Annotated in this window: 23 protein-coding genes and 2 pseudogenes; 14 read left to right on the top strand and 11 right to left on the bottom strand. The window is 70.9% G+C overall.

Annotated features, from left to right (window positions below; all coding sequences use genetic code 11):
- Positions 1-30: 30 nt before the first annotated feature.
- Complete coding sequence (locus YIM_RS43420; protein WP_153035897.1) at positions 31-966, bottom strand: YbhB/YbcL family Raf kinase inhibitor-like protein; 936 nt, start codon at positions 964-966, stop codon at positions 31-33.
- Positions 967-1,028: 62 nt separating this feature from the next.
- Here YIM_RS43420 and YIM_RS43415 point away from each other — a divergent pair, with 62 nt between their 5' ends.
- From YIM_RS43415 to YIM_RS43390, 6 genes and pseudogenes are all read left to right on the top strand, one after another.
- A complete protein-coding gene (locus tag YIM_RS43415) occupies positions 1,029-1,673 on the top strand; it encodes a GntR family transcriptional regulator (protein ID WP_153037637.1) in 645 nt (214 codons plus the stop codon).
- Between the two features lie 223 nt (positions 1,674-1,896).
- Positions 1,897-2,571: pseudogene (locus YIM_RS49530) on the top strand (hypothetical protein); the annotation flags it as partial.
- 866 nt (positions 2,572-3,437) lie between these two features.
- Complete coding sequence (locus YIM_RS43405; protein ID WP_228004382.1) at positions 3,438-4,985, top strand: DNA polymerase Y family protein; 1,548 nt, start codon at positions 3,438-3,440, stop codon at positions 4,983-4,985.
- The gene (locus tag YIM_RS43400; protein WP_153035895.1) at positions 4,982-5,125 is read left to right on the top strand and encodes a hypothetical protein; all 144 of its coding nucleotides are present in this window, start codon (positions 4,982-4,984) and stop codon (positions 5,123-5,125) included. Before YIM_RS43405 ends, YIM_RS43400 begins: the two co-directional genes overlap by 4 nt.
- A 5-nt stretch (positions 5,126-5,130) precedes the next feature.
- On the top strand, positions 5,131-8,454 hold the full coding sequence (locus YIM_RS43395) for an error-prone DNA polymerase (protein WP_153035894.1): 3,324 nt from the start codon (positions 5,131-5,133) through the stop codon (positions 8,452-8,454).
- Positions 8,455-8,520: 66 nt separating this feature from the next.
- Complete coding sequence (locus tag YIM_RS43390; RefSeq protein ID WP_153035893.1) at positions 8,521-8,973, top strand: HNH endonuclease; 453 nt, start codon at positions 8,521-8,523, stop codon at positions 8,971-8,973.
- A gap of 45 nt (positions 8,974-9,018) precedes the next feature.
- Here YIM_RS43390 and YIM_RS43385 read toward each other — a convergent pair whose 3' ends face one another.
- Positions 9,019-9,873 carry an alpha/beta hydrolase gene (locus YIM_RS43385; RefSeq protein WP_153035892.1) on the bottom strand — a complete coding sequence of 285 codons (855 nt, stop codon included), beginning with the start codon at positions 9,871-9,873 and terminating at the stop codon, positions 9,019-9,021.
- Positions 9,870-11,096: an amidohydrolase family protein gene (locus YIM_RS43380; protein WP_153035891.1), complete on the bottom strand. Its 1,227-nt coding sequence runs from the start codon at positions 11,094-11,096 to the stop codon at positions 9,870-9,872. Before YIM_RS43380 ends, YIM_RS43385 begins: the two co-directional genes overlap by 4 nt.
- A gap of 48 nt (positions 11,097-11,144) precedes the next feature.
- Between YIM_RS43380 and YIM_RS43375 the strand changes: the two genes are divergently transcribed.
- A complete protein-coding gene (locus YIM_RS43375; RefSeq protein ID WP_153037635.1) occupies positions 11,145-11,741 on the top strand; it encodes a TetR/AcrR family transcriptional regulator in 597 nt (198 codons plus the stop codon).
- Positions 11,742-11,785: 44 nt separating this feature from the next.
- Here the strand turns inward: YIM_RS43375 and YIM_RS43370 are convergent.
- The 5 genes and pseudogenes from YIM_RS43370 to YIM_RS43350 form a co-directional block, all read right to left on the bottom strand.
- Positions 11,786-13,287, bottom strand: a pseudogene (locus YIM_RS43370) (ISL3 family transposase).
- A gap of 315 nt (positions 13,288-13,602) precedes the next feature.
- A complete protein-coding gene (locus tag YIM_RS43365; RefSeq protein WP_153035890.1) occupies positions 13,603-15,087 on the bottom strand; it encodes an alpha/beta hydrolase in 1,485 nt (494 codons plus the stop codon).
- A 69-nt stretch (positions 15,088-15,156) separates the two neighbouring features.
- Positions 15,157-15,390 (bottom strand): DUF3017 domain-containing protein, encoded by a 234-nt coding sequence (locus YIM_RS43360; RefSeq protein ID WP_153037634.1) that lies wholly within the window; start codon positions 15,388-15,390, stop codon positions 15,157-15,159.
- 77 nt (positions 15,391-15,467) lie between these two features.
- The gene (locus YIM_RS43355) at positions 15,468-16,319 is read right to left on the bottom strand and encodes a bifunctional methylenetetrahydrofolate dehydrogenase/methenyltetrahydrofolate cyclohydrolase (protein ID WP_153035889.1); all 852 of its coding nucleotides are present in this window, start codon (positions 16,317-16,319) and stop codon (positions 15,468-15,470) included.
- A 5-nt stretch (positions 16,320-16,324) separates the two neighbouring features.
- Positions 16,325-17,335 carry a DMT family transporter gene (locus tag YIM_RS43350; protein ID WP_153035888.1) on the bottom strand — a complete coding sequence of 337 codons (1,011 nt, stop codon included), beginning with the start codon at positions 17,333-17,335 and terminating at the stop codon, positions 16,325-16,327.
- 114 nt (positions 17,336-17,449) lie between these two features.
- Here YIM_RS43350 and YIM_RS43345 point away from each other — a divergent pair, with 114 nt between their 5' ends.
- Complete coding sequence (locus YIM_RS43345; protein WP_153035887.1) at positions 17,450-19,831, top strand: TNT domain-containing protein; 2,382 nt, start codon at positions 17,450-17,452, stop codon at positions 19,829-19,831.
- 76 nt (positions 19,832-19,907) lie between these two features.
- Here the strand turns inward: YIM_RS43345 and YIM_RS43340 are convergent, their stop codons facing one another.
- The 3 genes from YIM_RS43340 to YIM_RS43330 all read right to left on the bottom strand — a co-directional run bounded on the left by YIM_RS43340 (position 19,908) and on the right by YIM_RS43330 (position 22,205).
- The gene (locus YIM_RS43340) at positions 19,908-20,504 is read right to left on the bottom strand and encodes a pentapeptide repeat-containing protein (RefSeq protein WP_153035886.1); all 597 of its coding nucleotides are present in this window, start codon (positions 20,502-20,504) and stop codon (positions 19,908-19,910) included.
- Positions 20,505-20,526: 22 nt separating this feature from the next.
- The gene (locus tag YIM_RS43335; protein ID WP_153035885.1) at positions 20,527-21,699 is read right to left on the bottom strand and encodes an MFS transporter; all 1,173 of its coding nucleotides are present in this window, start codon (positions 21,697-21,699) and stop codon (positions 20,527-20,529) included.
- 188 nt (positions 21,700-21,887) lie between these two features.
- A complete protein-coding gene (locus tag YIM_RS43330; RefSeq protein WP_153035884.1) occupies positions 21,888-22,205 on the bottom strand; it encodes a helix-turn-helix transcriptional regulator in 318 nt (105 codons plus the stop codon).
- Between the two features lie 88 nt (positions 22,206-22,293).
- Here YIM_RS43330 and YIM_RS43325 point away from each other — a divergent pair, with 88 nt between their 5' ends.
- Genes YIM_RS43325 through YIM_RS43300 form a run of 6 tightly spaced genes read left to right on the top strand, consistent with a single transcriptional unit; the run spans position 22,294 to position 26,764 of the window.
- Entirely contained in the window at positions 22,294-23,475 is a 1,182-nt protein-coding gene (locus YIM_RS43325; protein ID WP_153035883.1) for an MFS transporter, read from the top strand.
- A gap of 49 nt (positions 23,476-23,524) precedes the next feature.
- Positions 23,525-24,043: a TrmH family RNA methyltransferase gene (locus YIM_RS43320; protein ID WP_153035882.1), complete on the top strand. Its 519-nt coding sequence runs from the start codon at positions 23,525-23,527 to the stop codon at positions 24,041-24,043.
- A 17-nt stretch (positions 24,044-24,060) separates the two neighbouring features.
- On the top strand, positions 24,061-24,705 hold the full coding sequence (locus YIM_RS43315; RefSeq protein WP_153035881.1) for a spermidine synthase: 645 nt from the start codon (positions 24,061-24,063) through the stop codon (positions 24,703-24,705).
- A 55-nt stretch (positions 24,706-24,760) separates the two neighbouring features.
- Entirely contained in the window at positions 24,761-25,333 is a 573-nt protein-coding gene (locus tag YIM_RS43310) for an HhH-GPD-type base excision DNA repair protein (protein WP_153035880.1), read from the top strand.
- Positions 25,330-26,154, top strand: coding sequence for an MBL fold metallo-hydrolase (locus YIM_RS43305; protein ID WP_153035879.1), 825 nt, complete (start codon positions 25,330-25,332; stop codon positions 26,152-26,154). The genes YIM_RS43310 and YIM_RS43305 overlap by 4 nt, the downstream gene beginning before the upstream one ends.
- Before the next feature lie 25 nt (positions 26,155-26,179).
- Positions 26,180-26,764, top strand: coding sequence for an HhH-GPD-type base excision DNA repair protein (locus tag YIM_RS43300; protein ID WP_153035878.1), 585 nt, complete (start codon positions 26,180-26,182; stop codon positions 26,762-26,764).
- Positions 26,765-26,777: the final 13 nt, after the last annotated feature.

Below are 26,777 nucleotides of genomic sequence, written 5' to 3'. Positions count from 1 at the left end.
CCGCCACCTGCGCCGCGATCCCCGGCAACCTCACGCGGCCCGGCGGCGGACCGTGCGTTCGAGGATGCCGAGCGTGGCCTTGAGCGCCGACTCGGGGACCACCGGGAAGTCGACCCGCTCCCGCCACTTTTCGCCGACCCGCGACCAGTCGTAGTAGGACGTGACGAGGGTGCCGCCGTCGGCCGGGGCCAGCCGGTAGCCGTAGACGTGGCGGACCGGCGGCTGGAACTGGCCTTCGACGGTCCAGGCGATCTCCTCGCCGGGGACGAGTTCGGTGATGACCACCTCGACGTCGTACTTGCCCAGCGGAACGTCCCCGAGCGCCTCCCGGTCCATGTGGACCACGAACCGGTCGCCGGCGCGCTCGACCGGGTCCCCTTCGGCGTCCAGCAGCATTCCCGACGCGTCGATGTCCACGTGTCCCTTCGGATCGGCCAGCACCGCGAAGATCGCGTCGGCCGGGGCCGGGATGAGCCTGGAGACCTCGATCCGTTCCGGCCCAGGGGTTTCCGCCGTGCCGATCAGGGTGGCGCGGCCGAGGGTGTGCGAGGACATGGCAAAGCCGAGCATGGCGGGCGTGCCGTCGGCGGGGACCCCGATGTCCTCGACGTCGAGCGCGTGGACGGTGAGGAAGTAGCGGTGCGGACCGTGTCCGGCGGGCGGGGCGGCGCCGGCGAATCCGGCGACGCGGGCGTCGTTGGGCAGCTCGATGGCCGGTTCGGGGACGGTGCCTTCGGTGATCGACGTCACCGTCGCGGGGATGTTGGCGACGGCCCAGTGCCAGAAACCGGACATCGTCGGCGCGTCGGGGTCGTACATCGTGACGGCGTAGCTCTTGGTGCCCATCGGGGCGCCGCTCCAGGACAGCTGCGGGCTGGTGTCGCCGCCGGGAAATGCCTCGGTCGTGCTGGTGACGGTGAAGCCGGGGACTTCGGGCAGGCGGGCGAAGGGATCGTTGAGCTGCATAAGATCGACCATAGCAGAAATAATCGATTATTGATCTGATCGTCTACCCTGGCTGCATGACGATGCTCTCCGAGCAGGTCCACGCCGACCTGCGGACCGCGATCATGCGCGGGGATCGAGCCCCTGGTGAGGCCCTCAAGCCCCAGGACATCGCCAAGGAGCGGGGGGTGAGCCTGGCGGTCGTGCGCGAGGCGCTGGTGCGGCTGGTCGGGGAGGGGCTCGCCGACCGGCTGCCCAACCGCGGCTTCGTCGTCCCGGCGTACTCGGACCGTCGCTGGCAGGAGATCGCGGAGGCGCGCCGGACCATCGAGCCGGTCGTGCTGCGCCTGTCCGTCGAACGCGGTGACGTCGAGTGGGAGGCCAAGGTCCGGGCCGCGCATCACCGCCTCGCACGCACCCCGGCCTACGTCGCGGAAGAGGGCGAGTACTACAGCGGCGCGTGGTCCGAAGCGCACCGGGTCTTCCATCGCGCGCTGCTGGAGGGGTGCGGGAATCCGGTCCTGCTGGAGACCTTCGACCGGATGTGGACCGCGAGCGAGCTGGCTCGTCGCTGGTCGGCGTACCGCAACCCGGAACGGGATGGCGTCGCCGAGCACCGGCAGTTGGAAGAGGTGGCACTGGCGCGCGACGCCGACGCCGCGGCTGACGTGCTGGCCAGGCACCTCTCCCTGACCGCGGCGGGCCTGGCTGACGGGGCGGCGTCCTAGTCGCACTGGAGCGCTTTTTTGCGAATCCACCTGCGGACATCACCCGGCAGGGGGTGCGCGGTTGACATGATCCCCGGCCGCTGCTTGACTGGAGCTATCGAACAAACGTTCGACAAGGTGACCGCCTTCCCCGCGGTGACGATGGCATGGCGCTCGTGTTGCCAAGAGCACGGGTGTGGTTCGCGACGTCGTTGGGTGGAGGAGGTGACCGGTGCCGGTTGGTGTGACCGTTCCGGCGTCATCGGCCTCGCCCGCTCCGCTGGCGCGGCTGGCGGCGTTGCCGGGGGTCAGTACGGCGAGTGGGGTGGCGGCGGCCGCCCGGCATGCTCAGGTGACGGGAAAGGTGCTGCCCGTCCTGCCCGAGCTGGCCGGATTGCTGCCCGCCGGTGGGCTGCGACGCGGTGGCACGGTCGCGGTGCACGGCTCTCCCTCGTTATTACTGGCCCTGCTTGCCGAAGCCACCTCGCGGGGTTCCTGGGCGGCTGTGGTGGGTGTACCCGAGCTCGGCGTTGTGGCGGCGCACGAGCTCGGGGTCGCGGTGGACCGTCTCGCGCTGGTCAACCGGCCGGGAATGGAGTTCGGCGCGGTCACGGCCGCTCTGCTGGACGGGATGGACCTGGTGGCCGTGGGCGGCGCGGGCGGTGGCGCCCGCGGTGCCGGTCCATCCCGTTCCCAGCAACTGGCGCGCCGCTTGTCGGCACGGGCCCGCAATCGGGGTGCGGTCCTGCTGTCGCTGGGACCTTGGCCGGGGGCCGAGGTGGAACTGACCTGCGAGGCGGTCGCCTGGCAGGGACTGATGGAGTCGGGAAAGGGGTTCCTGAAGGGCGCCGAGTTGACCGTGCGCACCGGCGGCCGCGGCGCCGCCGCCCGCCCAGGACGCGCAAACGTGCTCCTACCGCCGGGACAACACGACACCGCCTCAACCACTGCGGCTGCGCATGCCGCTCCAAGCCAGCTCCCGACGCGCAATGCCCCGGCATGGCGCTCGACTGACGCTGCATCAGATCCTGCCGCGTCAGGGCGGCGGCCGGTGCGTGATGCGTCAGCGCTTTCGTCTGGTGGGACGCCGGAGCACGCCGGGCCGGGTCAGCGATTGGTGGGCGATGCGCCAGAGCCCGCCGCCGCAGAGCAGCGGTTGGTACGTGATGCGTCAGCGCTTTCGCCTGGTGGGACGCCGGAGCACGTCGCGCCAGGCCAGCTCCTGCTGCGCGAGGCATCGGCACACTTTCCGGCTGGTGAGCCAGAACCTGCCGCGCCGGGCCAGCGATTGGCGGGTGATGCGCCGGGGTGGCGCTCGGCTGATGCCGCGCCGGAGCCTGCTGCGTCGGGGTGGCGGCCGGTACGCGATGTGTCAGCGCTTTCGCCTGGTGGGACGCCGGAGCACACCGCGCCAGGCCAGCGGCCAGTGCGCGATGCCGAGGGTCGGCTTTCGGCTGATGCTGCGCGAGAGCCTGCCGCCGCGCGGCAGCGGTCGGTACGTGATGCGTCGAGTCGGCGTTCGGCGGGTGAGGCATCCGAGTCTGCCGCGCCAAGGCAGTGGCCAGAGCACGCCGCGCCTGGATGGCATTCGGCCGATGCCGCGCCAAAGCAGTGGCCGGAGCCCGCCGCGCCAAAGCAGTGGCCGGAGCCCGCCGCACCGGAACATTGGTCGGAGCCCGCCGCGCCGGAACGTTGGGTGGAGCCCGCCGCGTCGGAGCGTTGGGTGGAGCCCGCCGCGTCGGAGCGTTGGGTGGAGCCCGCCGCGCCGGTTGAGGCTGGTGTCGGATGAGTGGTGGGGCTCCCGTCCGGATGCTGGTGCTCTGGTGCCCGGACTGGCCGGTGGTGGCGGCCTGCGCGGCGGAATCGGTCCCCCCGGACCAGCCCGCGGCGGTGTTCTCCGGCAACCGCGTCATCGCCTGCTCGGCGCTGGCGCGGGCGGACGGCGTGCGCCGCGGCATGCGGCGCCGCGACGCCCAGTCCCGCTGCCCGGAGCTGGTGGTGTTCGGCGCGGAACCGGAACGGGACGCCCGGTTCTTCGAGTCGGTCGCCGTCGCGGTGGAAGAGCTGGTGGTCGGGGTCGAGGTGGTGCGACCGGGCATCGTCGCCATGCCGGTGACCGGGGCCGCCGGTTACTTCGGTGGTGAGGCGCGGCTGGCCGAGCTGCTGGTGGACCAGGTGGCCGCGCACGTGGGCGTGGAGTGCCAGGTGGGCGTCGCGGACGGGCTGTTCGCGGCCACCCTCGCCGCGCACCGCTCGGCGCTGGTGGAGCCTGGCGGCACCGCGGAGTTCCTGGCCCCGCTGGACATCCGCGTGCTCGACCAGCCGGGCGCGGAGCGGGCCGAACTGGTCGACCTGTTGCGCCGCCTCGGTTTGCGCACGCTGGGCGCGTTCGCGGCGCTGACCACGCGCGAGGTGCTCAGCCGGTTCGGCGCGGACGGCGAGATCGCGCACAGGCTGGCGTCGGGACGGTCCGAGCGGCCGCCGGTGCGCCGCCGCCCGCCGCCGGAGCTGACCGTGACCAAGGAGTTCGACCCGCCGCTGGACCGGGTGGACGTGGCGGCGTTCATGGCCAAGACGATGGCCGCCGGATTCCAGGCCGGGATGGCGGCCTGGGGCCTGGCCTGCACCCGCCTCGGGGTGCACGCCGTCACCGCGAACGGCGAGGAGATGTCGCGGATCTGGCGGTGCGCCGAACCGCTGGACGCCCACGGCGTGGCCGATCGGGTGCGCTGGCAGTTCGAGGGCTGGCTCAAGGGCACCACCGGCCGGCCCACCGCGGGCGTGGTCCGGTTGCGGCTGGTGCCGGAGGAAACCGTCGAGGGCCGGTCGCTGCAACTCGGCCTGATGGGCACCGAACAGCAGCTCGCCGACGAACGCGCCGCCCAGGCGATGGTGCACGTCCAGGGCCTGCTCGGGCCGGAAGCCGTCCTCACCCCGGTGCTCGACGGCGGGCGCGGCCCGGCCGAGCGTGTGCGGCTGGTGCCGTGGGGCGATCGGCGAGTACCCGCGCGCCTGCCCGAAGCGCGCTGGGACGGACGGCTGCCGATGCCCGCGACGGTGTTCCCCGAGCCGCTGCCCGCCCGGGTCTTCGACGCGGCCGGGGCCGAGGTGCGGATCACCGAGCGGTACCAGCTCAGCGGTCCGCCCGCGGCGGTGGCGGTGGACGGCGGTGCCGCGCGCCCGGTGCGCGGCTGGTCCGGGCCGTGGCAGGCGAGGGGCCGGGGAACCGGCCAGGTGCGGCTGCAGGTGGTGCTCGACAGCACGTCGGCGCTGCTGCTGGTCCGCGCGCTCGACAATCCGAAGTGGACAGTGGAAGGGGAGTACGGCTGGTGAGTGATCAGGAGTACCTGCGCCGGGTGCGCGAATGGCTGAGCGAGGAACTGGGTGGTGCGCCCGCCGAGGTGGGCGGCATCGAGCTGGACCTGTCCGCGCTCATCCCGCACCAGCGCACCGGTGAGCACCGGTTCGGCTGAGGCTGATGGGCTGGAACAACCCACCGGTCCGATGGCAGGAGCTGGAACGCGAACTGTCCGGGCAGCAGCCGATCCCGCCGGAATCCGAGCGGGACGGCGGCGACAGTCCGGCCTGGACGCGGCGCCGCGACGGTTACCACCCGCCCGCGGATCTGCGCTCCCGGCGGGGTGACGACCAGGCCGGTGCCGCCGTCCGCGTGCCCTACGCCGAGCTGCACTGCCATTCGAACTTCAGCTTCCTCGACGGCGCGAGCCATCCGGAGGAGTTGGTGGAGGAGGCGGTGCGGCTCGGCCTGGACGCGCTCGCGCTCACCGATCGCGACGGCATGTACGGCGTGGTGCGCTTCGCCGAGGCCGCCGCGGATCTCGGGCTGCGCACGGTGTTCGGCACCGAGCTGAGCCTCGGGCTGAGCGGCCCGCAGAACGGCGTGCCCGATCCCGAGGGCGAGAGCCTGCTGCTGCTCGCCTACCAGCAGGAGGGTTACGGCAACCTGTGCCGCGCGATCACCCGCGGTCAACTCCAAGGGCCGCAGTCGGAGAAGGGCCGCCCGGTCTACGACTTGGAGTCGGTGGCCGAGGACACCGCCGGAAAGTGCGTGGTGCTCACCGGCGGACGTCGCGGTGCGGTGCGGCGCGCCCTGGCCGACGGCGGTCTCGACGCCGCGCGGGCCCGCCTTGATCAGCTGGTCGCCCTGTTCGGCCGTGAGCACGTGGTCGCCGAGTTGGTGTCCCACGGCGAGCCGATGGACGACCACCACAACGACGCCATCCGCGACCTCGCGGAGTCGTTCGGGCTGCCGTTGATCGCCACCGGTGGGGTGCACTACGCGACCCCGCGCCGCGGGCGGCGCCTGGCCGCCGGGCTCGCCGCGATCCGCGCCCGCCGCAGCATCGAGGAGATGGAGGGCTGGCTGCCCGCCGCGGACAACGCGTTCCTGCGCTCCGGCGCGGAAATGGCCGAGATCTTCGTGCGCTACCCGGGCGCGGTGCAGCGCGCGGCGTTGCTGGGCACCGAATGCGCCTTCGACCTCAGCCTGGTGGCGCCGGAGCTGCCACCGTTCGAAGTCCCGGATGGTCACACCGAGGCCAGCTTCCTGCGCCAGGAGGTGATGAAGGGCGCCGCCCACTGGTACGCGGGCAACGAAGACGCCTACCGCCAGCTCGAACACGAACTGCGCATCATCGAGGAACTCGGCTTTCCCGGTTACTTCCTGATCGTCTGGGAAATCGTGGATTTCTGCCGTCGCAACAACATCTACTGCCAGGGCCGCGGTTCGGCGGCGAACTCCGCGGTCTGCTTCGCGCTCGGCATCACCAAGGTCGACTCGGTGAAGTGGAAGCTGCTGTTCGAGCGCTTCCTCGCCCCGGACCGCGACGGCTATCCCGACATCGACCTGGACATCGAATCCGGCCGCCGGGAGGAGGTGATCCAGCACGTCTACCAGAAGTACGGCAGGCTGCACACAGCCCAGGTGGCGAACGTGATCACCTACCGCTCGCGCTCGGCCGTGCGCGACGCCGCCCGCGCGCTCGGGTACTCGCCCGGCCAGCAGGACGCGTGGAGCAAGCAGCTCGACCGCTGGGGCCCGTTGAAGTCCACAAAGGACGATCATGAGCACGACATCCCGGCCGAGGTGCTGGAGATGGCCGAAGACCTGGAGGGCTTTCCGCGGCACCTGGGCATCCACTCCGGTGGCATGGTGATCTGCGACCGTCCGGTGAGCGAGGTCTGCCCGATCGAATGGGCGCGCATGGCCGATCGCAGCGTGCTGCAGTGGGAAAAGGACGACTGCGCCACCGCCGGGCTGGTCAAGTTCGACCTGCTCGGCCTCGGCATGCTCTCCGCCCTGCACCACATGGTCGACCTGGTCGCCGAGTTCGAAGGCATGACCGTCGAACTGGGAGCGCTGGACCTGGAGGACAAGAAGGTCTACGAGATGCTCCAGCGCGCCGACGCGATCGGGGTGTTCCAGGTGGAGAGCCGTGCCCAGCTGGCCACGCTGCCGCGCCTGGCGCCGCGCAAGTTCTACGACCTGGCGGTCGAGGTCGCGCTGATCCGGCCGGGTCCCATCCAGGGCGGCTCGGTGCACCCGTTCATCCGCCGCTACACCGGCAAGGAGGAATGGGATTTCGACCACCCGCTGCTGGCCAACGCACTGGGCAAAACCTATGGGGTGCCGCTGTTCCAGGAGCAGATGATGCAGATCGCGCTGGACGTGGCCGGGTTCAGCGCCGCCGAAGCCGATCAGCTGCGGCACGCGATGGGGTCGAAGCGCTCGGAGAAGCGGATGGAGCAACTGCGTCAACGGTTCTACGACGGAGCCGAGGCCAAGGGTGTCGAGCGTGAACTGGCCGCGCGCATCTTCGGCAAGCTGCAGGCGTTCGCGAACTTCGGTTTTCCGGAGAGCCACGCGCTGAGCTTCGCGTACCTGGTGTTCGCCAGCGCCTACTTCAAGCTGTACTACCCGGCAGCGTTCTGCGCGGCGTTGCTGCGCGCGCAGCCGATGGGCTTCTACTCCCCGCAGTCACTGGTCGCCGACGCGCGGCGGCACGGGGTGGTGGTGCTCGGGCCCGACGTGAACGCCAGTGACTGGCACGCCACGCTGGAACCCCACGATGACGGGAAAAACGCCGTGCGCACCGGGTTGGCGACCATCCGGAACATCGGGGAGGACGTGGCGAAGGCCCTGGTCGCCGAGCGGGCGAGCGGTGGGCCGTTCGCGGACATGGCCGACGTCGCGCGCCGGGTCAGGCTGAAGACCCCGCAGGTGGAGGCGCTGGCCACGGCCGGTGCCTTCGGCTGCTTCGAGGCGGATCGGCGCAAGGCTCTCTGGGCCGCGGGCGCGGTGGCCGGCGAACGCCCGGAGAAACTGCCGGGCAGCGCGGTGGGCGTGGCCGCCCCCGCGCTGCCCGGTATGGACGACATGGAGCTGGCGGTGGCGGACGTGTGGGCGACCGGCATGTCCCCGGACAGCTTCCCGACGCAGTTCGTCCGCGATCAGCTCGACGCGCTCGGAGCGCTTTCCGCCGAGGCGCTGCACGGGGTCGAGCAGGGCACGCGGGTGCTCGCCGGTGGTGCGGTCACCCACCGGCAGCGCCCGGCGACCGCGGGGGGCATCACGTTCATCAATCTCGAGGACGAAACCGGCATGATCAACGTGGTCTGCTCGGCCGGGTTGTGGCGCCGGTACCACCGGGTCGCCCGTGACAGCTCCGCGTTGCTGGTGCGCGGCGTGATCGAGCGCGCGGACGGGGTGGTCAACCTGATCGCCGACCGCCTGCAGCGGTTGCAGTTGCGCATTCCCGCCAAATCCCGGGATTTCCGATAATCGGATTGACCTGCCCGTTGTTCCGGGGCCACTATTTCGGTGCCTGGACGAAGGGAGGTGTCCGAAGTGGACGTTCTAGTGCTGAACGCGGGATACGAGCCGCTGCAACGGGTTTCCGTGCCGCACGCGGTGCGCATGCTGGTGCGCAACGTGGCGGTGGTCCACGAAGCGGGCGCCGGCCCGGCGTTCGGCGTCTACCCGCGCCCGCGCATCGTGCGGCTGCTGAAGTACGTCGTGATGAAATGGCGTTACGGCGCGCAGCCGCGCTGGTCACGCCGCGGCGTGCTCCGCCGGGACAAGCACCTCTGCGCGTACTGCGGCAGGCGCGCCGCCACCGTTGACCACGTGGTGCCGCTCTCGCGCGGCGGGGAGCGGACGTCCTGGCTGAACACGGTTGCCGCGTGCGGTGGCTGCAACGCGCGCAAGGCGAACAACCTGCCCCGCGAGGTGGGCATGAACCTGCGCTTTCCTCCGCGCGTCCCCACCTGGGACGAGTTGTCCGAACTCGTGCCCAGGTGACTGGCCGCTCAGTGCGGCAGTTGCGCGGACCCGTGGCGTTCGCGATTACTGGGCACGGCAGGTCCTGAGGTAGCTGAGGAATGAGGCTTGCAGGCCGGTTACGTGTGTTTCGCTCAGGACTGTGCTGGTGACGGTTGCGTTGCGTGCGGTGAGGTGGTGCAGGAGGGTGGCTGTGTTCTTGGTGAGGTTTTGGTAGATGGGCAGGTCTCCGAGTAGCTCTTGTTCGTTGAGGGTCACGTGAAGCTGGGCGGCGGGCAGGCGGTCGCCCAGCTCGTGGAGCAGGGTGAAGATCTGGCTGTTTTCGCCGGTGACGCCGGGGCTGCCCGCTCCGATGCTGTCGAAGAGTGTGCTGCTGGTGAGCCAGGTGTAGAGGCTGAACAGCCCGCCGTAGGAGTAGCCGAACAGGCCGTGACCGCTGGTGGCTGTGCCGTAGTCGCGTTCGATCCGGGGGTGTAGTTCCGTGGTGAGGAACCTCAGGAACGCGTCGGCGTGGGTGTCGCGTAGTTCGGCGAGGTAGGCGTCGGATTCCTCGCGTGTCCTCGCGCCCGCCTGGACTCCCGCTTCGACGGCGTCGATGAGTTCCTTGGCGATGGGTTCGCCGGGGGGTACGAGGTCTCTGTTGCGCAGCCGGTCCCAGTGCTGCGCGTCGTCGCCGGCGTAGCCGACGCTGATCTGGATGTAGGGCTGGATCCGCTGCATGGGGTCCAGCTGGGTGACGATGAGCGGAGCTGTCATGCCCACGGCCCAGTTGCCGTCGAGCACGTACACCGCGGGCGCTGGCGTTGTGGCGGGGTCGTAGCCCGGTGGTGTGGTGACCCAGATGCCGTAGTCGTGCCCGCCGCTGGAGCGGATCTCGAAGTAGTCGGTGTCGGCGAGGCAGCCTTGCCACATGGTGTTCATCGGATGTCCTTCACAATACGTCCGGCTTGGACGACGAGTACGGCGTTGGCGGGGTCGGTGAAGAGTTTCGGATCGTCGAGCGGGTTGCCGTTCCAGAGCACGAGGTCCGCTTGCATGCCGGCCGCGATGACGCCCACTCGGTCGGCCAGGCCGAGGATTTCGGCGTTGGTTTTTGTGGCCGCCACGAGTGCGTCCATCGGTGTCTGCAGCTGTGCGCGCAAGGTGAGTTCTTCGCCTCGGCGGTGCTGAGCCGGGCCGAGGAGATCGGAGCCCAGTCCGATCCGCACTCCGGCCTTTGTGGCGATGGCGAGTGCCTCGGTCATCCGCTCGCGAACACCCAGCACACGCTCGCGGGCCGACTCGTCGAGGCCGGCTCCGGCGGTGTCGTGCAGCAGTTGCTCGACGACGGCGAACGTGGGCACCAGGGAGACCTCGTTGGTGGCCATCAGGGTGGCCGTGGACTCGTCGAGGTCGGTGCCGTGTTCGACGCAGCGCACCCCGGCCTCGACGGCGTTGCGGATGCCGTCGTTGTTGTGGGCGTGCACCGTCACATAGGTGCCCCGGGCCGCGGCTTCCTGGACGGCGACGGCGATCTCGTCCACGGTGAACTGGGTGTCGGTCAGCCGATCGTGCGCACCGACCACGCCGCCGGTCACGCAGAGTTTCAGGAACGAGGCGCCGCGGCGGAAGGCCTCGCGTACGTTGCCCCGCAGCTCGTCGGCGTTGCCCGACATCATCGACAGGGCGCACAGGCCGGGAACGTGATGGCTGCTCCACAGCTCGGTGGGTTCCCACTCGGCTCCGTAGTAGCCGTGCCCGCCGGTCTGGCACTGCACGGGCCCGCACGACAGGACCCGTGGCCCCCTGACCTTGCCTTTGGCGATCGTGGTGACGACGCCGCCGTCGATGCCGCCGGTGTCCCGGACGGTCGTGAAGCCGGCGTCGAGCGTCGCGCCGGCCGTGGCGAAGATGTCCGCCGCGATCTCCGCGGCGGAGAGCCGAAACGAGAACTGCGGCTGGATCGGGCTCGACAGGCCCAGGTGAACGTGCGCGTCGATCAGCCCGGGCGTCATCGTCAGCCCCCCGGCATCCAGGCGCTCACCGGATGCGCTGGAGGCACCCAGCTGGGCGATGCGCCCGTCCTCGACGGTGACGGCGACGTCGACGGGGTCGCGGCCCGACCCGTCGACGACCGTCGCGCCGGTTATCTGGAAAGGTCCCACAGGTCATGTCCTTCACCATTGGTCTTTTCCAATGGATAAACTGTGGGAGTGATCCTGTCAAGCACGGAACGCACCGGCGACGCACGCGAGCGCCTCCTGGCCCGGCTTCTCGACGCCTTCGACGAGGCCCTTCCCGCACCGGAGGTGTCGCTGCGCGAGATCGCCGCCCGGGCCGGGACCAGCCACGCCCTCCTGCGATACCACTTCGGGTCGCTCCCGGGCGTCCTGGCGGCCATGCTCAAGGCGCAGCGAGCGCGTGACAACGAGGCGCTTTTCGAGGCCGCCCAGCAGGGCACCTTCGACGACCTCGTGGTGGCGATCTGGCGGACCTACACCCGCCCGGAGCAGCTGTCGCGCGTCCGCGGCTTCTTTCACGTCGTGGGTCTGGCCGCGTACAGCCCGGAGAACTTTCGTGAGTTCATCGACTCGCTCGACGACCTGACCAAGATCCTGGCCTCACTCGCGGAACGCGAAGGGCTCGACGCCGAGGAAGCGCTGACCACCGCCACCGTCACCATCGCCGCGATTCGTGGCCTGCTCCTCCAGGAGGTCCTGACTCCGGCAGCCCACTCGGAGGACGCGGTCGCCTTGATCCTGCGCATGCGCCGGGACCAATCCGCTCCACGGACACCTCCGGGGCCTTGAGCGGGTCTATCCCGTGATCGGCTCTGGCGCACTTTCGGTGGTGGTTATCCGAGGAGGATGCGGTGGCGTAGGAGAGCGAAGCCGGCTCTTCCGTACATCTGCCGCTTGAGCAGCTTCGTCTTGGTGTTGACGCCTTCGGTGCGTCCGTTGTGGTGTTCGAGGGTGATGGCGGCGGTGACGGCATCGGTGTCTTGGTCGATGCCTCGGGCGAAGGAGTGCACGTGGGGTAGGTCCGCTTCGCGTGTGGCAGCGGTCCACTCCGCCAACCGGGCCGGGTTGTCCTTGCGGGGAGCGAGCAGAACGGCGAAGGACCGGACGACGCTTGCCAAGGTCTTCATCTCAGAGCAGGCCGCAGTGAGGAGTTCGAGTCGTTCGCGTTGGCGTTCCGTGAGATTCTCCGGCCGGGTCAGTAGCAGCCGAGCGGCCCGCCGTGGTGAGAGGTGTGGATGGTCGTCGAGATGCCGTCCCTGGTTGAGATACCGCACGAGGAGGTTGTGGCTGCCGTTGTATCCCATGGCGCGGATTTCGGTCAGTAACGCGGTGGCGCCCACACCTGGCTCCTGTTGTCGGCGAGCGCGGAGGTGCTCGCGATATGGGTCGACCATGCAGGCCCGGTACTTGGGGACCCGCTGGATGCGCTCCGGCGTTGCCGCGCGGGCGTATCGCTTGACCGTGTTCATCGCCAGGCCGAGGCGTCGCGAGCAATCGAGCAGCCCGACTCCGGCGTTGAGCAGGGCATGGATCTGCTGCCACCGCTGGAGAGTGGTCTCGGCGAGCTTCCCCTCGCGCAGTCCCGTGGCCGTCGCCCAGCACGCACTGTGGGCAGCGACCTCTTTGCCCACGGCGTCGCACAGGCCGTGCCAGAGATGCCACCGGTCGGCGACCTGGACCGCGCTCGGCAACGCATCCCGCACAGCCTGCGCATAAGCCGCCGAACCATCCCGGCACACGACCTCGACTCCCGGATGGGTTCGTAGCCACCAGCTACCACCTCGGCGCCGCGGCCGGGCAGCACGTCGATCCGCGCACCGGTGTCGGCATCGATCAACACGGTGGCGTAGTCATGCCCCCTGCGCAGAGCGAAATCATCGATCCCCAGCACCCGCGGAACCGCACGATCCGGCAGCAGGATGCCCATCAAGACCCGCACAGCGGTGTCCCGCCCGACCGCGATCCCGAGCGACGGCAGCAACCGGGCAGAAGCCCTGCCGGCCAGCTCGCGCACCACACTGCGGACCTGTTCACTGAGTCGGACGGTGCGTCGCTGGTATCGCTCGACCACGCCTGGTACTTGTTCTCGGAAGGTCTGACGCGCGCATGTGTTGACAGGGCAACGCATCCGGCGCATCCGTAACCTCACCAGCACCCGGCGCCCATCGACCGGCACATCCGCGGGAATTCGCTCGTGGAAGGCGTGAACCCGGCTCGTCGGAGTGCCGCACGCAGGACATGCCACCTCCTCGCCCCTGGTCGATGCCCGCACCACGATCACATCGCCGGCGTCCTCGATATCCTCGATCGACAGCGCCGAAAGCCCTGGGAACACCGCACTGACCAGCTTCGCCACCTCAGCCACAAACGATCATGACAACCCCAACCCCGGTTCCACCGGGGACCCACCACGCCACCACCGAAAGTGCGCCAGAGCCGATCTTGGAACAGTCCCCCTTGAGCAGGTAGTACCGCAACGACGGCGTGCCGTGGGATGCCGAGGACTGTTGGCGGGGCGTACCTCCCAGCGAGGCTGTCGTCGGGCCCGTACCACGAGCCGAGTACCAGGCCCGCGTCGGCGAGGGGGCCGTGTTCGCCGCCGCCTGCCTCGCTGCCGCCTGCGCCCAGATCCGCCCCTGATCGCCGAGTGTCAGGTGGGTGGGAAGGGGACCGGGGTGGCTGGGCAGGTGGAGGTGTGGCCAGTGGGTGGGGATTGGGTGAGGAGGTAGTGGGTACGTGCCTCGTCCGCGCAGGTGCTCTGTGGGGTGTGTCCGTGCCCCTCGACGACGAGCAGGTGGGCGTTGCCCAGCAGGCGTTGCGCGGTGTGCGCGTAGGACAGCGGAGTCACCGGATCGTAGCGGTTGTTGATCAGTAGGGCCGGGGTCTCCGAACGCAGTTGCCACGGCCCCGTGTGCCGTTGCGGCGAGGGCGGCCAGGCACCGCAGGGTTGCGTCAGGTACCACCAGCTGCGCCCGTAGTGCGGCGACTGCGCATCGAAAGCCCGGTTCAGCAGGGGCCACGCCTCAGGCAGTTGCGGCGCCCGGACATCCGCGCAGGTGATCGCGGTGAACGAGTCCAGGAAGTCCAGCCGGAATGCCGAGGCGTTCAGAATCTCCGACACCAAGGCCTCGTCACCGGACGGGCCGCGTTCCAGTTCGGCGACCAGTGCGGCGAAAGCGGGCCAGCCCACCTGGGTGTCGTAGAGCATGTTCGCCTGCGTCGGCACGACGTCCCGGTAGTGCACCGCGAGCGAACCGACATGGATCGGACCCTGCTTCAACCGGTCCAGTACGGCGGCGTTCCTGGCCAGTGCGTTCCCCGACAGAGCGCAGCGCGGCCCCGCGGAATCGCACAACCGGGCGAACTCCCGCAGCACGCCTTCAGTCCCGGCTGAGCGCTCCAGCAGCGTCGACGTGGTGCGGTTGGTGTACCCCTCCGGATCGATCATCGCGGTCAGTTGCAACGCCCGGACCCGCTCCGGGAACATCGCGCCGTAGACCTGCCCGAGGTAGCTCGCGTACGAACCGCCCGAGTAGGTCAGCTTCGCGTCCCCGACGGCCTCGCGCAGCCAGTCCAGGTCACGCGCGGCGTCCGCGGTGGTGAGGTGCTTCCGCAGCTCGCCACCGTGTTCGGCGCATCCCGCCGCATAGGCCCGGCTGCGCTCCGCGGCGGCCCGCTCCTCCGCGCGGTTCGCCGGTGGGATGACCGCCCCGGCCCAGAACTCCTCCTGCTCCGCGGCCGAGCCGAAGCAGCGGATCTGCCCGCTGCGCCCGATCCCACGCTGGTCGAAGGTGACCACGTCGAACCGTTCGGCCAGCTCACCCTGAGCCAGCTCGCGGCCCTTCGCGGAATCCACCCCCGACCCGCCGGGACCGCCCACCGCCAGGAACAGCGTGCCGATGCGGCGCGCCGGATCCGCGGCGGGCTGGCGCACCACGGACAGGCCGAGCTTCGGCCCGTCCGGGTGCGCGTGATCGATCGGCACTTCGGCGATCGCGCACTGGTACCGCTCGAGCCCCGACTCGGTGCACGGTCCCCACGCCAGCGACGGGCCGGCGGTCGCGGCGGGTGCCACGACCACGGCCAGTGCCAGCACCCCGGTCAGCGCGGTGGCGAAGAAGGTTGATCGGATCACGGAACCATCGTGACCGGGGGAGGTGGCCGTGTCGTCCGTCTTTCGACGGAGATGGGGGTATCTAAAGTTTCAGACGCCGGGGCCGCGCGTGATGGTGAGCGCCACGAACAGAATGAGCGCGGCGAAGGTGGTGTAGGTGATCACGTCGACCGCCTTGCCGCGGATGGCCAGCAGCCCCGCGCGCGCGTCCGAGAGCACGCCACGCAGCACCGCGGCGGTCAGCAGCGCGCCGCCGATCAGGGCCGCGCCCTGGCGCCAGTGGTACATCCCGATCCGCAGCGCGGCCAGCGCCACCAGCGCCATCACCACGATGAACGGCACGTGCACCAGCCACGCCCTGCGGTCCCTGCGGGGCGGTGGCGCCGGTGCGGTCACCGTGGTCACCGCGCGGCCCGCTCGGCGGCTTCCACCACGTTGCTGATCAGCATCGCCCTGGTCATCGGGCCGACGCCGCCGGGGTTCGGCGAGATGAACCCGGCCACCTCCTCGACCCCGGCCGCCAGGTCACCGGCGATCTTGCCGTCCACCCTGGACACCCCGACGTCGAGCACCGCGGCGCCCGGCTTGACCATCTCCGGCGTGATGATGCCCGGCACGCCCGCCGCGGCCACCACGATGTCCGCGCGCTTGACCTCGGCGGCCAGGTCACGGGTGCCGGTGTGGCACAGCGTCACCGTCGAGTTCTCGCTGCGCCGGGTGAGCAGCAGGCCCAGCGGCCTGCCGACGGTGATGCCGCGGCCGATCACGGTCACCCGCGCGCCGTCGAGCGGCACGTCGTAGCGGCGCAGCAGTTCCACGATGCCCAGCGGGGTGCACGGCAGCGGCGCGGTCTCGCCGAGCACCAGCCTGCCGAGGCTGACCGGGGCGAGGCCGTCGGCGTCCTTGTCCGGGTCGATCCGCTCGAGGATGGCGCCGGTGTCCAGGTGCTTCGGCAGCGGCATCTGCACGATGTAGCCGGTGCACGCCGGATCGGCGTTCAGCTCGTCGACCACCGCTTCGAGCTTGTCCTGGGTGATGCCGGCGGGCAGGTCGCGCCGGATGGAGTTCACCCCGACCTTGGCGCTGTCCGCGTGCTTCGCCTTGACGTACCAGTGGGAGCCGGGATCGTCGCCGACCAGCACGGTGGCCAGCCCCGGGGTGATGCCGCGCTCGGCGAGCGCCGCGACCCGCGGCTTGAGCTCGTCGAAGATCGCGTCCTTGGTCGCCTTGCCGTCGAGAACCGTCGCCGTCACGGGTTTCATTGTGGCAAACCGCGCGCCCGGCGCCGCCCGCCGCCCAGCGCGGCGATGCCGATCGCGATCAGCGCCAGCACCACCCCGCCGATCGTCTCCGGCGCCAGGTGCTCGCCGTGCGCGGGCAGCAGCAGGTCGAGCAGCAGGGCGCCGATCAGCTGACCGGCGATCGCGGCCAGGCCGAGCAGCAGCACCCCGGTCCACCGGACCACCAGCGAGGCGATCGAGATGAACAGGATGCCGACGATGCCGCCCGCGTAGAGCAGCGGGTTCGACGGGAAGCCGGACGGCCCGCCGCGGATCAGCAGCGAGATCACCCAGGCGAGCAGGAGCGCGGCGAAGCCGACGGTGAAGTTGCCCAGCGTCGCGGTCAGCGCACTGCCCGACGCCGCGCCGACCCGCCCGTTGACCGCCTGCTGCACCGCCACGCAGAAGCCCGCGACCAGCGGCAGCACCATCAGCCACAGCTCACCGGCGTCGGTCTCGCCGAGCCCGCCGGACACCGAGCCGAGCACCGCGACCAGGGTGAGCACCGCGCCGACCACGCGGGGCCAGGTCAGCGGGCGCGGACCGGCCGGGCCGAGTCCGGCGCGGTCCACCGCGAGGCTGCTCACCGTCTGCCCGGCGACCACGCCAACGGTGAACATGGCCACCCCGATCGCCACCACCACCAGCGCCTGCCCGGCCACGAACATGGCGCCGGCCAGGCCACCGAGGCAGTGCCACGGCCGCAGCTCGCCCGCGCGCACGGCGTCGCGGAGGCGGCCGACGCCCTTCCGCATCTTCGGCGCGAACGGCAGCGCGGCCAGCAGGAGGACGAGTCCGCCGCCGAAGGAGAACACCGCCGCGAGCATCGGGTCGCCGAGTTCGACGCCGAGCTGGCCGTTGATCCGGCCCTGCACCGCCATCGTCACGCCGGAGAACACCGCGAGGCTCACGCCGAGCACCTTCGCGGCCACCGAGGGTGCGCGTTCGGGCGCCGTCACGGTTCCGGTGGGTTCACGCACAGTGCTCATCCCTCCCAGTGTGACGGTCACCGGTCACCCGGGGCCGGTGATCCTCGTCTCCGGGACCCCCGGTCGGGCGAGGCAGAAAGCGGGTGTGAGCTGGCGGTCAGGCCCTTTAGTCACATGTGCCGTGCATTGCCGGAGCGGACCAGTCAAAATGTCGGGGTGGCTCAACCGACGACCCAGCTGAACGCAACCGAGCAGGACACCCTGGTCAAGCAGATCGGGCTGGCGCTTCTGCGTGCCGCCCCGCGTGACTGGCAGCGTGTCACCGCCGAGTATCGCGCCGTGGGCCGGTACCACGAGCTGACCGGGGAGATCGTCACCGCCGACGGTGATTCCCGCGAGTGGGTGGCCACCCACGACATCGCCACCCTGTTCGGCAGGCTCCGCGGCGGCATGTACCGCGACGGCCGGGGCACCTGGTTCAACGCCCGCTACCAGCTCGACCACCCGTCCAGCTACAACCTCGAGTACGACCGCGACGAGCCGACGTGGGACCTGATGCCACCGCCGCAGGCCTACGCCGACGAGCTGCGCATGTTCCCGCGCGCCGAGGAGAACATCCCCGAATGGCTGATGCGCCGGATGTCCGGCCTCGGCCCGGAGCGGCCCGGCCCGCGCTTCCGCATCGCCAGGGTCTTCGACGGCACCGACCCGGCAGGCCACCCGGTGATCACCCGTCCCGACCTGGACCACGACGAGCAGGACCGCCTGCTCGACTACCTCGACGCCGCCCCGGTGGTGGTGCCCGGCCGCGGGTACGACACCGACCGGCTGGCCGAGGTGCCCGAGGCCGCCGTGCCGATCGCCTTCCACAGCGACGGCACCTGGATCTGGCCCGCCGCGGTCAACTACTACCTGCGCACCTACGGCGTCTCGCCGGAGCAGGACCTGATCGACCACATCCACCAGCACAACTTCACCGTCGCCGAGGTGCCGGAGGCGACCAGGCAGGCCGCCGCGGGGTACGTGCACAACAGCGGACCGCCGCAGCGGCCGGGCGCGCCGTCGAGCCCGCCGCCGGTCGCCCCGCCCGCGCCGGTGGCGCCCCCGGCCCCGGCCGCGCCGCCGGAGCCGCAGTTCGAGCAGTTCGACGAGCCGCAGCAGTCGTACAACGAAGCCGCATACGACGACCAGTACGAGGCCGAGTACGACGACAAGACCCCCCAGGGCCAGGACCAGTACGCGACCGAGCCGCACGCGTACCCGGACCCGCAGGACGGGTACCAGCCGGGCTTCGACGACCAGGGTTTCACCGAGCCGGAGCCCGCCGCCCACGGCGCGCACGAGGTGGACATCGACGACGAGGACGAGTTCGTGCCGGCCGGGCCGGACCAGGCGACCAGGTTCACCCCGGCGCCGAAGCCGGACGTGCCGGCCGCCGCGCCCACCCAGGTCGCGATGAGCCCGGTCGCACCGGGCGGTCCGCCGCCGGTCGAGGAGCCGGAGCCGGTCGAGCACGGGGACCCGGTGCTCAACGACCTGCAGGACAAGCTGGACGAGCTGCGGATCCCGGACGAGGAGTACCGGATCGGCGAGCCCGCCGAGCACGGCTGGAGCCTGGAGCGGATCGACGCCGGCTGGCGGGTCGGCTGGTACGACGGTGAGCTGACCAATCCCGCGGTCTTCGGTGACGCCGACGACGCGGCCGCGTTCATGCTCGGCAAGCTGCTGCTCAACGGCCGTCCGCAGCCGCGGAGCCAGGCCCAGCCGCCCGCCGCGCCGCCGGCCCCGCCTCCGCCCCAGCCGCAGGCCCCGCCGCCCCCGCCACCGCAGGCACCCCCGGCGGCACCGCCGACCCAGGTGGTCGCCCCGGTGCGGGAGGAGCCGCCGGAGCCGCCGCAGCAGCCGTTCCGGCAGCCGCCGCCCCGCCAGGCGTCGACGCCGGTCGGCGCGCTGCTCGACGGCGACCAGGCCGGCCCCGGCCTGATGACCACGCTGACCCCGGAGGTGGCGCCGCCCGCGCCGCCCGCACCCCCGTCACGCCCCGAGCCGCCCGCCCGGCCGCCGGAGCCCGCGCCGACCCAGCAGGTGCAGGTCCCGCCGGTCGAACCGCCGCGCCCGGCCACGCCGCCCGCCCCGCCGCGTCCGGCCCCGCGCCGCGAGGACCCGGCCGCCGGTGGCAGCGGGGGCGGCGCTGGTGGCCAGCAGTGGCCGATCAAGCCGCTCGCCGGTGAGCCGCCGCTGACCCTGTTCCGCGGCAAGGAACTGCGCGAGCTGCCCGCGGGCAGTGAGCTGGACCGGTTCGGCGGGCCGAACGGCAACCTGACCTACGTGGCGGGCACGCCGTTCGAGGAGCGCTCGCTGGTGCCGGAGTGGGTGAACCGGCCGTACCACGTGTACCGGGTGCAGCGGCCGCTCGAAGCGCTCGCCGGCATCGCCATCCCGTGGTTCAACCAGCCCGGTGGCGGCGCGGCGTACCTGCTGCCCGCCTCGATCGAGGAGCTGCTCAACGAGGGTGACCTGATCGAGCTGGATCCCGGCGAACCGCCGGTGGACTGAGGTCTGCGAAGAAAAGGGGGCGTTCCCAGCTCGGGAACGCCCCCTTTTTTTTTCAGGCCATCAGTCAGGCCATCAGTCAGGTCACCAGCAGGCCGTGCGCGGCGGCGAAGGCCAGCGCGGTGTCCACGTCGACCCGCGCGCCGGCGAGGTTCGCCTGCCGGAGTTCACGGGCTTCGAGCTTGGCACCGCGCAGATCGGCGCCCTCCAGCTTCGCCCCGGCGAGCCGGGCGCCGGAAAGATCCGCGCCCGACAGGTCGGCGCCGGTGAGATCGGCGTCGAGGAAGTTGGCCTCTCGGAAGCGCATCCCGGCGAGCACGACCTTCGCGAACCGCGCCCCGCCCAGTGACGCGAGGGTGAAATCGCACTCCCGCAAGGAAATCGGCCGCATCCGGCACTGGGTGAAGGACGATCCGAGCAGTGAACAGCTCTCCCACGTGGTGTCCGCGAGCACCGTCCGGTCGAACACGCACGAGCGGAACGCCGACGCGGTGTGCCGGGATTCCCCGAGGTCGGCCTTGGTGAAGTCGCATTCGTCGAAGGTGCAGCCCTGCGTCACCAGGCCGCGGAGGTCGGCCTCGGTGAAGTCGCAGCCGACGAACCGGCGGCGCTCCCAGTTCGCGCCGGGCAGTACCGCGTCTCGATAGTCCTCACCGGTTTCCGTTTCTGCTTCCACGGCACCAGCTTCGCAGAACCGGTCAGGCGGGCACGGGGGCCGGGGTCGGCTGCTCCCGCCGGTCCAGCAGGCCGGAGACCACGGCGATGCTCAGCCCGAGCACGGCCAGCGAGGCGCCCACCCAGTTCGGTGCCACCAGGCCGAGACCGCCCGCGATGACCAGGCCGCCGAGGTAGGCCCCGATCGAGTTGGCGATGTTGAAGGCCGACTGCACGGCGGCCGAGACCAGCGACGGCGTGCCACCGGCCTTCTCCATGATCCGCGCCTGCAGCATCGGCCCGATCATGAAGCCGGCCACCCCGATCCCGAACACGGTGATCGCGGCGCCCACCTTGCCCTGCGCGGTGACCGTGAACACGGCCAGCACCGCGGCGAGCGCGGTCAGCGCGACGTACAGGCTCGGCATCAGCGCCCGGTCGGCGAGCCTGCCGCCGAGCAGATTGCCCAGCGTCATGCCCAGCCCGGCCAGCGACAGCAGCAGCGTCACGTCACCCGGCGCGTACCCGGCGACGTCGGTCAGCATCGGCGCGATGTAGGACAGGCAGGCGAACACGCCGCCCAGCCCGAAGGTGACGATCGCCAGCGCGAACCAGACCTGCGGACGGCGGAACGCCCCCAGCTCACCACGCAGCGAGCCCTCGGCGGGCTTGCCCTGGAACGGCACCAGCTTCTGGATCGCGGCCATCGCGACCAGGCCGATCACCGCGACCACGCCGAACGTGGCGCGCCAGCCGACCTGCTGGCCGAGCAGCGTGCCCAGCGGCACGCCGATCACGTTGGCCAGGGTGAGGCCGACGAACATCATCGACACCGCCTTGGCCCGGTTCTCGCGGCCGACCAGGCTGGAGGCGACCACGGCACCGGCACCGAAGAAGGCACCGTGCGGCAGGCCGGCCAGGAAGCGGAAGATCACGCCCCACTCGTGGTTGGGCGAAAGCGCGAAGAGCAGGTTGCCGACGGTGAACATCGCCATCATGGCGAGCAGCATCGTCTTGCGGGGCAGCCGGACGGCGACGGCGGTGAGCAGCGGCGCGCCGATCACCACCCCGAGCGCGTATCCCGAGATCAGGTGGCCCGCGGTCGGGATGGAGACCCCGAAGTCGGCGGCCGTCTCGGGCAGCACGCCCATCATGACGAACTCGGTGGTGCCGATGCCGAAGGCACCGATGGCGAGCGCGAGCAGCGCGATGGGCACGGTTCTCCTCTCGGGAAGTCTGTACCGATACAGATGGCGGACGGCAAAAAGGACAGCTCAGCGCGGACCCCGACATCGCTGATCTGTCCTGCGTCCAGTTCAACCGATCAGGCGCCGGAAGTCATCCCGATATCGCGTGAGCCTGCCCACCATGATCGGCGTCACTGTGTCCACAAAGGACACAGTGGCTACCGCGGCGCGTGCAGGATTCCGTTGAGCAGGCCGGGGAAGAGTGCGTCCAGATCCTTCTGGCGCAACGAGTTGTAGCGTGCCGTGCCCTGCTGGCGGCCCATGATCACGCCCGCCTCGCGCAGCGTGCGCAGGTGGTGGGTGAGCGTTGACTTGCTGACCCGCACGTCGAGGTTGCCGCAGGCGATCTCCCCGGTGGCGGCCAGCTGGCGGACGATCTCCAGCCGCACCGGATCGGCCAGCGCGTGCAGCACCGGCTCGATGCGGATCTCGTCGCGATCCGGGTAGGTGTAGGCCGGTGCGGTCTCGGTGGGCATGTCCAGATTGTACGACTCACCTCAAACCACTGGACAGTCGTAGTACGGTAACCATCGAACTACGATCGTCATCGAACAAAGGGTGAGCATGCCGGACTCCTCCCGTCGGACCTACGTACTGGCGCTGGGCGCCTTTTCGGTCGGGACCAGCGCATACGTGGTCGCCGGGCTGCTGCCCGCGCTGGTCAGCGCGCTCCACGTGTCCACCGCGGCGGCCGCTCAGCTGGTCACCGCCTTCGCCATCGCCTACGCGGTCGGCGCGCCGCTGCTGTCCGCGCTGACCAGTCAGTGGGAACGCCGGACGCTGCTGGTCGCCGCGCTCGCGGTGACCGCGGCCGGGAACCTGCTGGCCGCGCTGGTGACCGGCTACCCGCTGCTGTTCGGCGCGCGGATCGTCACCGCGATCGGGGCCGCCGTGTACACACCGGTGGCCAGTGCCGTCGCGGCGGAACTGACCCCGCCGGAACGCCGCGGCCGGGCGGTCGCGATGGTGTTCGGCGGCCTCACCGTGGCCACCATTCTCGGCGTGCCGCTGGGCAGCCTGATGTCGCAGCACGGTGGGTACCGGCTGGTGTTCGCGCTGGTCGGCGTGGTGGCGCTGGCCGGAGCGGTGGCCGTGCGGTTGATGCTGCCCTCGGTCGCGCCGCAGCCGCCGGTGCCGATCCTGACGCGGTTCACCGTGGCGAAGGACCCGCGGGTGCTGGCCCTGCTCGCCGCGACCGCGCTCGGCTGCCTCGGCGCGTTCACCGTCTACACCTTCATCACGCCGCTGCTCGCGGAGACCGCCGGGGTGCACGGCACGCTGGTCAGCCTGCTGCTGTTCGCGTACGGCGCGGGTGGCGTGCTCGGCAACTCGGTGGGCGGGCGGATCACCGACCGCTGGGGTTCGCGGCGGCCGCTGATCGCCGTGATGAGCGCGATGACGCTCACACTGGCGGTGATGCCGTTCACCGCGACGTCGGTGGCAGGCGCGGCGGTGACGTTGTTCGTCTGGGGCCTGTCCACCTGGTCGGTGAACCCGCCGATCCAGCACCGGCTGATCGAGGTGGCCGGGCCGTCGGCGGGGCTGGCGCTGTCGCTGAACGCGTCGGCGATCTATCTCGGGGTCGGGCTGGCCGGTGTCGCGGGCGGCGTGGTGACCCGGTTCGGCGGGCCGCCGCTGCTGCCGTCGGTCGCCGCCGTGCTGACCGTGTGCGCCGGTTCGATCGCGATGCTGGCGTGGCGGCGTCGTGCCGTGGTCGCCCCGCCGGTGCCCGCCGCTGTGGGATGATGAGCGACATGCTGATCTCGATTCTTGGAGGCGGTTCGCCTCAGGCCCGATGAGCCCGGCGATCCGGGTGCGCACTCCCGGAGAACTGCGGGCTTCCCGCCGGCGCCGCGCGCACCGGTGCTGGGGACATCTGCTGGCCGCGCCGCTCTGGCCGTTGCACGGCGCGAATCTGGGCACGTTGTTGAGAACCTGCGACGCCGTGGGCGCCTGCCTCGCGGTGCCGCGATTCCCGTGGGTTCCCGAGGCCTTGCGTCGCGGGAACACGTTACGGCAGCCCGCTTGTGTGCACTGGGTGAACGATCCGCTCGGCTGGCTGGCGCGCGAACGCGAGGCGGGCAGCGCGGTCGTCGGCGTCGAACTGGCCGACGAGTCCATCCGGCTGGCCGACCTGCCCGCCGCCCGCGGTCGGACGATCGTCGTGCTGGGGCACGAACAGCACGGCGTGCCACCGGACGCGCTGGATCTGCTGGACAGCGTGGTGGAGATCCCGATGGTGGGCACGGGAAGCAGCCTCAACGTGGCGGTGGCCGGGAGCCTGGTGCTCTACAAGCTGGCCGGATTGGTGTGACCACTAGGGTGGGCCGGGTGACCGAGGTGCTCGCGGAAGTCGAGGGAGTCTGCGGTCAGCTCGTGCTGCGCCAGGCGGGTGCGGACTTCGAGGTGATCGCCAACGGGGTGTTCCTGATGGACACCCGCAACGGGGAGTCGGAGCGGCTGCTGGTTTCGGTGGCCGCGGACCTGGTGCCGGGGCGGGCGCGCCTGCTGATCGGCGGGCTGGGCGTCGGCTATTCACTGCGGGCGGCGCTGGATCACGCCGGGGTGGGCGAGATCTTCGTGGTGGAGCGGGAACCGGCGGTGATCGAGTGGAATCGCACGGGGCCGCTGCGCGCGGTCCACGGTGACGCGCTCGCCGACCCGCGGGTCACCGTGGTCGAGGCCGATCTGGTGCGGTGGCTGCGGAAGACCGAGGAAACCTTCGACGCGCTGTGCCTGGACATCGACAACGGTCCGAAGTGGACGGTCACGGCGGGCAACGCGTCGCTCTACAGCGCGGCCGGGCTGGATGATCTCGCCGCCCGCCTGCGCCCCGGCGGGGTGCTCGCGGTGTGGAGCGCCGAAGCCAGCGACGAGTTCACCGCGCGCCTGCGGGACCGGTTCAACGAGGTGCGGGTGCTCGAAATCCCGGTCCCCAGGGGCGAACCCGACGTGGTCTGGATCGCGCGCGTCTGACGGTGCGAGCGCGGCGCCACTGTCCACATGCCCGGCCGCGTGTCAGGATCGGCTCATGACGCGCAAACTTCGCCTCACCGGGGACGCCGCGGCGGACAAGCTGCTCTCCGACGACCCGTTCGCCCTGCTCACCGGGATGTTGCTGGACCAGCAGATCGCCATGGAGATCGCGTTCATCGGCCCGCGCAAGATCGCGGACCGGATGGACGGCTTCAGCGTCACGAAGATCGCCGAGGCCGATCTGGAGGAGTTCGTCGAGTTGTGCGTGCGGAAACCGGCGATCCACCGCTACGGCGGTTCGATGGCGCGCCGGGTGCACGCGCTGGCGCAGCACGTCGTCGAGAACTACGGCGGCAAGACCGACGGGATCTGGAAGAAGGGCAAGCCGGACGGCAAGGAGGTGCTGAAGCGGCTGAAGGCGCTGCCGGGGTTCGGTGACCAGAAGGCGCGCATCTTCCTGGCGCTGCTCGGAAAACAGCGCGGCGTACAGCCCGAAGGCTGGCGTGAGGCCGCCGGAGCCTACGGCGAAGAGGGCTCGCACCGGTCGATCGCGGACGTCACCAGCCCCGAGTCGCTGGCCGAGGTGCGCGCGTTCAAAAAGGCCACCAAAGCCGCGGCGAAGCAGTGAGCCCCGGGAATCTCGACGTCCGCTGGCACCCCGGCCACCCGGTGCCGAAGTTCGACACCGCGCCACCGCTGCAGGTGCACGCCTACGACGAGCGAACGCTGATCCTCCGCCAGAACAAGGCGCTGAACTACGAGGCGCCGTTCCTGTTCCTGCTCTCCGGTGACGAGCGGTCGCTGCTGCTGGACACCGGCGCCACCGCCGACCCGGCGTACTTCCCGTTGCGCGCCACCGTCGACGACCTCATCGGTGATCGCGAACTCGTGGTCGCGCACACGCACGGTCACGGTGACCACGTCGCCGCCGACGGGCAGTTCGCCGACCGGCCGCGGACCACCGTCGTCGGGCGCGAGCTGGCCGACGTGGCCGAGTTCTTCGGCTTCCGCGACTGGCCGGAGGACGTCCGGCAGTTCGATCTCGGCGGCCGCGTGCTGGACCTGATCCCCGGGCCGGGGCACCAGGACGCCGCCGTGGTCTTCCACGACCGGGAGACCGGGATCCTGTTCACCGGCGACACCCTGTACCCCGGCCGGTTGTACGTCTTCGACCTGCCCGCCTACACCGCGACGATCGACCGCCTGATCGGCTTCTGCGGGCAGAAGCAGGTGACGCACGTGCTCGGGTGCCACATCGAGATGACCGCGGAGCCGGGGGTCGACTACCCGATCGGGACGACCTATCAGCCGGACGAGCCACCGCTGCAGCTCACTCCCGGTCACCTGCGGGACCTGCGCGCGGCACTGGCGAAGGTGGACGGCGGGCACGGCATCCACGTGTTCGACGAGTTCATCGTCCACCACCACGCGGTGCACCGGCACCGGTGACCGCTCGCGTGCGATCCTGGGCCGCATGACGCGCACCCTGCACCTCACCGGCGACGCGGCGGCGGACGAGCTGCTGTCCGCCGATCCGCTGGCCCTGCTCACCGGGATGCTGCTGGACCAGCAGGTGGCGATGGAGGTCGCCTTCATCGGGCCGAAGAAGATCGCCGACCGTCTCGGCGCCGACCGGCTCGACGCGGCGAAGATCGCCGAGCACGACCCGGAGGAGTTCGCCGCGCTCTGCGCCACGCCGCCCGCCGTGCACCGGTTCCCGGGGTCGATGGCCAAGCGGATCCAGGCGCTGTGCCAGTTCATCGTCGAGCACTACGACGGCGACACCGCGGCGATCTGGTCCGAAGGCGCCCCGACCGGCAAGGAAGTCCTGAAGCGGCTCAAGGCACTGCCCGGTTACGGCGACCAGAAGGCACGCATCTTCCTTGCGCTTCTCGGCAAGCAGCGCGATGTGCAACCGGAAGGTTGGCGCGAGGCCGCCGGAGCCTACGGCGAAGAGGGCTCGCGCCGCTCGATCGCGGACGTCACCAGCCCCGAAACCCTGGCCGAGGTGCGCGCGTTCAAGAAGGCCACCAAAGCCGCGGGCAAGAAAACGGGCTGAATCGCGTAACAAC

This window comes from Amycolatopsis sp. YIM 10 (assembly GCF_009429145.1).
Taxonomy (GTDB): Bacteria; Actinomycetota; Actinomycetes; order Mycobacteriales; family Pseudonocardiaceae; genus Amycolatopsis.
This window is presented reverse-complemented; position numbering and strand designations above follow the sequence as displayed.